The organism is Stutzerimonas sp. CXK-1 (assembly GCF_057738225.1).
The window spans coordinates 2,938,354-2,947,684 of the sequence record NZ_CM173217.1; the positions used below are offsets into that span (position 1 = coordinate 2,938,354).

7 protein-coding genes are annotated in these 9,331 nt (G+C 68.1%); 3 read left to right on the forward strand and 4 right to left on the reverse strand.

Annotated elements, in window-relative coordinates:
• Positions 1-56: 56 nt before the first annotated feature.
• Positions 57-782 carry an SIMPL domain-containing protein gene (locus AC0KXH_RS13930; RefSeq protein WP_488223568.1) on the reverse strand — a complete coding sequence of 242 codons (726 nt, stop codon included), beginning with the start codon at positions 780-782 and terminating at the stop codon, positions 57-59.
• Positions 783-810: 28 nt separating this feature from the next.
• Positions 811-1,140, reverse strand: coding sequence for a DUF1992 domain-containing protein (locus AC0KXH_RS13935; RefSeq protein WP_200629071.1), 330 nt, complete (start codon positions 1,138-1,140; stop codon positions 811-813).
• Between the two features lie 288 nt (positions 1,141-1,428).
• Here AC0KXH_RS13935 and AC0KXH_RS13940 point away from each other — a divergent pair, with 288 nt between their 5' ends.
• Both AC0KXH_RS13940 and AC0KXH_RS13945 read left to right on the forward strand, forming a co-directional pair.
• Entirely contained in the window at positions 1,429-2,991 is a 1,563-nt protein-coding gene (locus AC0KXH_RS13940) for a TerC family protein (RefSeq protein ID WP_041106665.1), read from the forward strand.
• A 202-nt stretch (positions 2,992-3,193) separates the two neighbouring features.
• On the forward strand, positions 3,194-4,423 hold the full coding sequence (locus AC0KXH_RS13945) for a dicarboxylate/amino acid:cation symporter (RefSeq protein ID WP_278471285.1): 1,230 nt from the start codon (positions 3,194-3,196) through the stop codon (positions 4,421-4,423).
• 12 nt (positions 4,424-4,435) lie between these two features.
• On the opposite strand, the gene AC0KXH_RS13950 is transcribed toward AC0KXH_RS13945, so the two are convergent.
• Positions 4,436-4,912, reverse strand: a complete 477-nt coding sequence (locus tag AC0KXH_RS13950) for a GreA/GreB family elongation factor (RefSeq protein ID WP_312199238.1) — start codon at positions 4,910-4,912, stop codon at positions 4,436-4,438.
• 207 nt (positions 4,913-5,119) lie between these two features.
• On the opposite strand from AC0KXH_RS13950, the gene AC0KXH_RS13955 reads away from it, so the two are divergent.
• Positions 5,120-6,952 carry an SLC13 family permease gene (locus AC0KXH_RS13955; RefSeq protein ID WP_165562981.1) on the forward strand — a complete coding sequence of 611 codons (1,833 nt, stop codon included), beginning with the start codon at positions 5,120-5,122 and terminating at the stop codon, positions 6,950-6,952.
• Positions 6,953-6,995: 43 nt separating this feature from the next.
• Here AC0KXH_RS13955 and AC0KXH_RS13960 read toward each other — a convergent pair whose 3' ends face one another.
• Positions 6,996-9,017: a methyl-accepting chemotaxis protein gene (locus AC0KXH_RS13960; protein ID WP_165562980.1), complete on the reverse strand. Its 2,022-nt coding sequence runs from the start codon at positions 9,015-9,017 to the stop codon at positions 6,996-6,998.
• Between the last annotated feature and the right edge of the window lie 314 nt (positions 9,018-9,331).

Consider the following 9,331-nt stretch of genomic DNA (forward strand, 5'->3'; position numbering starts at 1 on the left):
CTGGCATAATGCCGCCGGCCGGCGATCGTTCGGCCCCCGGCGATCCGAAACGTCGCTCAATCCAGCGCGTATTCGAAGGTACTGACCACGCGCAGGCGTTTGCCGATGGTTCGGCCGGTCTCCATGTCGCTGCCGTCGTCATCGATCACCCGGATCACGCCCTGGTTCGCATTCTTCAGCTGCCCCAGCCTGGCGCCTGCATCAGCGGCGAAGCGCGTGGCCTGCTCGCGCGCATTTCCGGTCGCCTGCTCGAGCAGCACCGGCTTGAGTTCGTTGAAGCCGCGCAGCTGATAGCGCGGCCCGACCTGACCGTTGGCCTCGGTATCCAGCTGCACGCCAGCGAGAATCAGCGGATCGACCGCATTCGCCGCCTGCGCCACCGCTTCGACCCGCTCGGTCTTGACCACGACCTGGCCCTGGCCGTTGAAGCGCAGCGCCACGTCCTGCGCCCCCCATTCGCGCGCCAGCAGGTCCTGCACCTGTAGCGGGCGGACCTCGATCTCTGCCGCGGCGAACCCCTGCTCACGCAGGAACGCCACCACCTGCTCGCGGTCCTCGGCCAGTCGCCGCTGTACCTCGGCGAACTCGTTGCCTGCGCGGCGAAAGCCCAGGGCCCAGATGGCGAAGTCGCTCTTGACGTCCATCTCCGCCAGGCCCTTGACCGTCACCGAACGGTCGGCCATGCGGAACCGCTCCACGCCCTGCCCAACCGACCAGCCGGCAAACGCCACCGCTGCCGCCAGCAGGGCGGCCGATACGAAACCTATCCGTGCCGTAGCCACCGATGTCTCCTCCCGTGATGTCTTTCGTTCAAGTCTTGCCCAAACGCGCCAGCGCCTCCAGGCGAAACGCCAGGTGTTGCTCGAGCTCGCCGAGCCGCTGGCGCAGCCCTTCCCGCTCGACGCCCTCCGCGCATTGCTCAAGCCGTTCGCGCAGGCGAGCACGCTCAGCGAGCAATTCGACTTCGCGCGGCGGGATGCCGGCACTCTTGAGCACCTGAAACGGCAGCCGCAGGCCGGGCGGCGTCTGCAGCCAGGCACTGTCGATTTCCAGCGGCGCGCCGCGGTTACGGACACCACGCTGCCAGTCGGCGACCTGCTGCGCGATCCGGCGCTCGATGTCCTGGTCGATGCTGCTCATCGGCTAGCCCTCCACGATCTGCCCCAAGGCTATCCGAGACCCCGGGGCAGAGACAGCCATGCACTGAAAATCCCGGTAACCAATCCCGCGCTGACGCCGGCCACATCGGTGCTTAAGCTGGCAGCGTCTTTCAACTCTCAAAGGACTCCATGAACATCCCCTGTACCCCGCCGCGTTCGCCGGCCCTGGCGAACGCGGCTCCCGGTGGCCAGCCGTCCCTGCGCTGCCGCCACACTTCCCTGCCGTGCCAGCACGCGCGCCCTGCCCTGAACAGACGAGACACCGGCCATGGAATGGATTGCTGACCCCACGGCCTGGCTGGGCCTGCTCACGCTCATCGTCCTGGAAATCGTCCTGGGCATCGACAACCTGGTGTTCATCGCCATCCTCGCCGACAAACTGCCGCCGGAACAGCGCGACCGCGCACGGGTCATCGGCCTGAGCCTGGCGCTGGTCATGCGTCTGTGTCTGCTGGCGAGCATCGCCTGGCTGGTGACGCTCACCGAACCGCTGGTCGAACTCTTCGGCAAGAGCTTCTCCGGCCGCGACCTGATCATGCTCGGCGGCGGCCTGTTCCTGCTGACCAAGGCGACCCTGGAACTGCACGAGCGGCTGGAAGGACGCAGCCATCAGCACAGCGGCAGCCGGACCTATGCACGCTTCTGGCCGGTGGTGGCGCAGATCATCGTGCTCGACGCGGTGTTCTCGCTGGATGCGGTGATCACCGCCGTCGGCATGGTCGAACACCTGGCGGTGATGATGATCGCCGTGGTCATCTCCATGACGCTGATGCTGCTGGCGAGCAAGCCGCTGACCGCCTTCGTCAATGCCCGGCCAACGGTGATCATGCTCTGCCTGGGCTTTCTGATGATGATCGGCTTCAGCCTCACGGCCGAAGGCCTGGGCTATCACATCCCCAAGGGTTACCTGTACGCGGCCATTGGCTTCTCCATCGCCATCGAGTTCTTCAACCAGCTGGCACGCTCGCGGCGCAAGCGCAGCCTGCAGGGCACCCGCCCGCTGCGCGAACGCACCGCTCACGCTGTGCTGCGTCTGCTGGGCGGCAAGCTGGCGGCCGACGAAGTGGACGACGAGATCGCCGACCTGATCGAGCCTGGCGGCGATGGGGGCACGCCGTTCAACCGCCGCGAGCGGGTGATGATCAGCGGCGTGCTGAGCCTGGCCGAGCAGTCGATCCGCACGGTGATGACCGACCGCATGCAGGTCGACCGCTTCAGCCTCGACGACAGCGCCGAGCGGGTTCACCAGGCATTGCTCAACTCGCCGCACTCGCGCCTGGTGGTGTTTCGTGATGCCACCCCGGACGAGCCGCTTGGCTACGTGCACAAGAAGGAGCTGCTGCGCGACCTGCTCGACGGCCAACTGCCGCAGATCGAACCGCTGGTACGCACGCCGATCAACCTGCCGGAAAGCTGCACCGTGCTCAGTGCCCTGGAGCAGATGCGCCAGGCCTCTACGCACGTGGCGTTCATCGTCAACGAGTTCGGTGGTTTCGAGGGGCTGGTGACCCTGACCGACATTCTCGAGGCCATTGCCGGCGAGCTGCCGGACGCCAGCGAAATGGACGGCCCGGACATCGAACCCGTCGAGGGCGGCTACCGCGTCAATGGCGCCGTCAACCTCGCCGTGTTGCGCGAACGGCTGGGCTTCCGGGCGACCGCTAGCGACGATTACCAGACCCTGGCCGGCCTGGTGATGAGCCTGCTCGACCGCCTGCCGGTAATCGGCGACCGTCTCGAGCATGCCGACTGGCGCCTGCACGTGACCGAGGTGAAGGATCGCCGGGTAGTCGGCGTACTGCTCAGGCGCACCGCGGACGCCGAGCGCTGAAGCGGCGGCCAGCACGATGCCTGACAGGCCCGGCAGGGAAACCCGCCGGGCCTTTTTTCGTCCGCCGCAGCGGGCAGCCCGCCTCGCCCGGGCATGCCAACGCCGTGATCGAGGCGGCTATCATGCTGCCTGCTGGCGAACCCGACCGCGGCACGGCCGGTCTGCTCAGCAGCACGAATGCAAAAACAACAAGGACTCCACTATGCCCAGCCTTAACGTGCAAATTCTCGTCGCCGCCTGTCTCGGCCTGCTGCTCGGCTGGCTGACCGGTGCGCTGCCTGAGGACGCTGCGCTACGCGAGGGCACCCTGTACGCCGCCGGGCTGGTTTCCAGCGTCTTCATCGGCATGCTGAAGATGGTGCTGATCCCGCTGGTGTTCACCTCCATCGCGGTGGGCGTGGCCAGCCTGCAACAGCACCACCAGGTGCACCGGGTGTGGATCACCGCCCTGCTCTACTTCACCCTGACCACCGGCGCGGCGATGCTCGTCTCGCTGACTGCGGCAAACCTCTTCAAGCCCGGAGCCGGCCTGTCGCTTGACCTGTTCGCCGAGCAGATGGCGGCTTTCGAGGCACGCCAGCTGACCCTGCCGGAGTTCTTCCAGCACTTCTTCGCCAACCTGTTCCAGAACCCCTTCACCGCCTTTGCCGAAGGCAGCGTGCTGGCCGTCGTGGTGTTCGCCCTGTTCGTTGGCGTTGCCCTGGTCGCCGGCGGCGAGCGCTACCGCAATATCCTGCAGGTGCTGCAGGAGTTTCTCGAAATGCTGCTGCGCATCGTCGGTTGGATCATGCGCCTGGCGCCGCTGGGCATTCTCGCGCTGCTGATCCGCCTGGTGGCCGAGCAGGACGTCGCGCTGCTTTCGGCGGTCGGCGGCTTCATCGTGCTGGTGTTCGGCACCACATTGTTCCATGGCGCGGTGGTGCTGCCGCTGATCCTCTACCTGACCACCGGCCGCTCGCCGCTGTGGTTCTGGCGTGGCGCGCGCGATGCAGTGATCACCGCCTTCGCCACCAGCTCGAGTTCGGCGACGTTGCCGGTCTCGATCCGCTGCGCCGAGGAGAACCTCAAGGTCGACAAGCGCTATGCCGGCTTCGTCCTGCCGTTGGGCGCAACCATGAACATGGACGGCACCGCGCTCTATGAGGCGGCCGCCGCGCTGTTCGTCGCCAACCTGGTGGGCGTCGAGCTGAGCCTGGGGCAGCAGGCGGTGGTGTTCTTCACTGCGATGATCGCCTCGACCGGTGCGCCAGGCATTCCCAGCGCCGGCATGGTGACCATGGTCATGGTGCTGCAGGCGGTCGGCCTGCCGGCCGAGGCGATCGCCATCCTGCTGCCGATCGACCGCCTGCTCGACACCGTCCGCACGGCGGTGAACGTGCAGGGCGACATCACCGGCAGCGTCGTGGTGCAGCGGTTCGCCGAACGCGCCTGAGCGGCGTCCGCTCTAGCGAACTTCCAGCACCTCGTAGCGCTGCAGCCGGCCGTTGACGCGCAGCTCCACCTCGTCGCCCTCCTGGCGCCCGAGCAGTGCCTGACCCAACGGCGAGCGCGGCGAGATCACCAGTATCTCCTGGCCCTCGTGCCGCAGTTTCAGCCCGGCGCCGTCGGGGCCGAGGAAGAACCAGCGTTCCCCGGCGTCGTGCTCGAGGCAGAGCAGCGCGCCGACCCGCACGCGGCCTGCGTCGGCAGCGCCCGGCTGCAGCTTGCGATAGGCCGCCAGTGCGGTCTCGATTTCGTGCAGCCTGCGGCGCTGGCCGTCGGCCAGGTAGGCCGCTTCCAGGCCACGGGTGTCGTACTTGTTCTCGGCCTTGCTCTCGGCGTGGGTGGCGGCCTCATGGGTTGCGGCCAGCACGGCGCGGGCGACTTCGCGGTCGGCCTCGAGCGTGGCGATGATCTGCTGAAGCAGTAGCGGCTTGTTCATGGCCAGGCTTATAGCCCGCCTGCGCACGGAAGGGAATGGCCCGCCACGGCGGTGACCTGCCCGGCAAAACCTGGCACCTTGCGCGTCGGCAGCGGTCTGTTATGGCAACCTGCCACTCGGCAGGCTGCCCCGTTCCAACCACATCGACATTACCGCCCGGACGGCGCCGATACGCCGCGCCGTCCTGCGGCCCACGGAGAGACACCCATGACCGGCGACCAGCTGATCGTCTTTGGTGTGCTGGCGGCGACGCTGGTGCTGTTCATCTGGAATCGCTGGCGGTACGACCTGGTCGCGCTCGGTGCCCTGCTCGCCTGCGCCCTGAGCGGCGTGGTACCGGCCGGGGAGGTTTTCGCCGGGCTCGCCCACCCGGCGGTGATTTCGGTGGCCGCCGTGCTGGTCCTGAGCCGCGGCCTGCTCAACGCCGGGGTGGTCGACAGCGTCGCGCGCAGACTGATGCAGGTCGGCGAGCGCCCCTGGGCGCAGGTGGCGGCGCTGACCGGCATCGTCGCGCTGAGCTCCGGTTTCATGAACAACGTCGGCGCCCTGGCCCTGTTCATGCCGGTGGCGATCTGGATGTCGCGCCAGAGCGGGCGCTCACCTTCCTACCTGCTGATGCCATTGGCCTTCGGTTCGCTGCTCGGCGGCATGCTCACGCTGATCGGCACACCGCCGAACCTGATCATCGCCGGCTATCGTGCCGAAGCCGGCGAGGCGCCCTTCGGCATGTTCGACTTTCTCCCGGTAGGCGCCGCGGTGACGCTCGCCGGGGTCGTTTTCATCGCCCTGCTCGGCTGGCGGCTGGTGCCCCGGCGGCAGGAGCAGGAAGGCAACGGCGACCTGTTCGAGATCAGCGCCTACCTCACCGAAGTGCGCGTACCGGAAGGCTGCAAATATGCCGGGCGCACGCTGCACGCCCTGATCAATGCGGTACGGGACGAAGCCGACGTGCAGGTCATCGCGCTGATCCGCGGCGAAGAGCGCCAGCGCATGCCTTCCACCTACGAGGTGTTGCGCGAGGCGGACATCCTCCTGGTCGAAGCCGATTCGGACAGCCTCAAGGCGCTGCTCGACGTGACCGGCGTCGAACTGGCCGCCGACAGTGACGGGCAGAAGGACAAGCCCGACGACGAGCCGGCCGCCGAACAGGGCCAGGGCGAAAAGAAGGCCAAGGACCGGCACGGTGAACTGACGCTTGCCGAAGCCATCGTCACGCCCGGCTCGATGCTGGTCGGCACCACGGCCAGCGGCCTCGACCTGCGCGAGCGCCACGGCGTCAACGTGCTGGCCGTCGCCCGCCAGGGGCAGCGGCTGCGCCAGCGGCTCGGCCAGATCCGCTTCGCCGCGGGCGACATTCTGCTCGTGCAGGCCCGCGAGAATGCGCTGCAGGCGAGCCTCAGCGGCCTCGGCTGCCTGCCCCTGGCCTCGCGCGGGCTGAGTATCACCACGCCGCGCAATGTGCTGCTGGCCAGCGCCATCTTTGCCCTCACCCTAGGCGTGATCGCCCTTGGCGTGCTACCGGCCGCGGTGGCCCTGGTCACCGGCGCGCTGGTGATGATTCTCGTCGGGCTGATTCCGCTGGGCCGCATCTACGAAAGCATCGACATGCCGGTGATCGTGCTGGTGGCCGCGATGCTGCCGGTCGGCGAGGCGCTGGAGACCACTGGCGGCTCGCAGCTGATCGCCGACGCCCTGCTCGGCCTCGGCCAGTCGCTGCCGGCGGCAGCCACCCTGGCCCTGCTGATGGTCGCGGTGATGCTGATCTCCAACGTGGTCAACAACGCAGCTGCGGCGGTACTCGCCGCGCCGGTAGCGATCAGCCTGGCGCGCGGCCTGGAAGCCTCGGTCGATCCATTCCTGATGGCGGTGGCGATCGGCGCCTCCTGTGCCTTCCTGACGCCGATCGGGCACCAGTCCAACACCCTGGTCATGGCGCCGGGCGGCTACCGCTTCGGCGACTACTGGCGGCTGGGGCTGCCGCTGTCGATCCTCGTGGTGCTCTGCGCGGTGCCGGCGATTCTCTGGGTCTGGCCGCTGTGAGCGCCTGCCGACGACGCCCGCAGGCACCGTCGACAGGAGCGCCTCAGCCCGCCTTGAAGCGGCTGACGTTGTCCAGAAGCGTGCCGGCCAGGTCGCTCAGGCGGCTGGCGGTCTGGTGGTTGCTACCGACCGCGCTGCCATTCTCCTCGGCCATCTGGGCGATCATCGAAACCTTTTGCGCGATCTCCGCGGACGCCGCGCTCTGCTCGCGCAGCGCATGGGAAATCTCCGCGACCGTGCCCTGCACCTGATTCGCCGCCTCGCGGATGCCGTGCATTGCCTCGCCGGCGCGCTGGGCCCGCACCACGCCTTCGTTGACCCGGGTGACGCCCTGTTCCATCCCCTGCACCGCGCCGGAGGTGCCCTGCTGGATGGCGGCGACCATCTCGCCGATCTCGCGGGTCGACTGCGCGGTGCGCTCGGCCAGCTTGCGCACCTCGTCGGCGACCACCGCGAAGCCGCGCCCCTGCTCGCCGGCGCGGGCGGCCTCGATGGCCGCGTTGAGCGCCAGCAGGTTGGTCTGCGCGGCAATATCGCCGATTACCTGCACGATCGCCGAGATCTGCCCTGAACGCTCGCCGAGCTCGGCCACCGTGTGGGCCGATTCGGATACCGAGGCGGCGATCTGGCGGATTTCCTCGACCACCGCGGCAACGATCTCGCCGCCCTGGCGCGACAGCTCGCCGGAGCGATGCGCAAGCGAATCGGCCTCGCCGGCATTGCGCGCGATGTGCTCGATGCCCACCGTCATCTGCTCCACCGCCGCCGCCATGCTCGAGGCGGCATCGCTCTGGCATTGCGTGGCGACGTGGATCTGGCCGGAGGCAGTGACCAGGCTGCGCGCCGAATCGGCGACGTGATCGGAGTTATCGCGGATGCTGCCGATCAGCCCGCGCATGGCAGCGGCCATCTCGTTGAAACTTGCCGCCACCTGACGCAGCTCGTCACGCGTATCGAGTTCGATGCGCGCAGTCAGATCGCCGGCGGCGAGCCGCCCGCTGCCCTCGCGCAGGCGCCGCACGCTGGTCATCACCGAAAAGTAGGCACCCGCCGACAGGTAGCCGATCAGCAGCAGGGCCAGCAGCGACACCGCGACATTCAGCATCAGCACCCGCTGCGCCTTGGCGATACGCTGGTTCAGCAGGCTGTCGAGCGACGGCAACAGGGTTTCGCGGATCTGCTGGTAGCCGATACCGATCGCCTCGCTGGCCATGGCGAAGAAGCGTTCGGAGCTCACGCGGGCGAAGTCGCCGCGCTGCACCATGCCCTGCACCACCTCGTCGAGCCCGGCGGCCTGCTCACGCAACCGGGTACTGGCAGCCTCGAGCGTGCCGCGCAGTTCGGGGCGCTGGGCGATCACCTTGTCCAGGCTGATCTGCATGGCGCTCATCGCGCCGCGTATCTCCTCGCTCAGCAGGATCAGCCCGACGCGCTGCTCGTCGCCCATGCTGCCGTGCGCCAGCGCCGCCGAGGCGCTGCCGCGCAGCCGCCCGATGCGCTCGATCAGGTAGGGCACCTCGTCGAGCGCCGCAGCCATCAGGTAATAGCTTTCCGCCTCCGGATCGAAGGTCAGCCCGTAGGCGTCGGCCAGTTCGGTATTGAACCGCAGCATGCTCTGGATCAGCTCGGTGTGTGCACGCATGTTGCGCGCCTGCGTCCAGCCGAGCCCGTCGCGACGGATCTCGCCCCAGCCCTGGCGAATCGCCTGCCAGCTCGGCAGCTGCTGCCGTGCGGCGGGAAGCGCGCCGCTCAGCTCGGCCAGCGCCGCCTCGACATCGGACTCGCGCTCGGCGCGTTTGGCCGTCACCGCCGGGTTGCCTCCGAGCAGCATCGCCGACAGCCCCCGATGCTGCTGGGTCAGCTCGACCAGCCGGAACACCGGGCGCGCCAGCGCGGTAGCCTGCAGCTCCTCGGCGGAGCGTTCGATGGTGCGCTGCAGCTGGCCGACCACGGTCAGCATCAGGCTGGCGAAGGCGACGAACACCAGTAAACCGAGCAGGCCGAACTTGACGGGATAGTTGAAGCGGTTCATCAGCGCTTCGGCGGGACGAAAAAGCAGTTTCATGGGGCGCACTCCCTGGGTGACGCTGTGCCAGCAGGCCCCTGTCGACTCGCCCCGCAAGTAAAATCCCTGCGCCGTCGCAACCGGCAACTGCATGACTGACCAGCTTGTGCGGCACCTTACGCAAGCGGGCCCGGCGCCTTCCCTGACGCAAATCAAGCTTGCGCCGCGTCACAGTTTGCGGCTCCATACCGCCTGTCGAATCGGTCAGAAACCGCTCGGCGGATGCCGTCAGGGGCGCTCGAGCGCGTCATGCCGACGCCACCGAGGAAACTCCGCGTCAACAAAACGCTCCCATGGCTTCGTGTGCCGCGCCT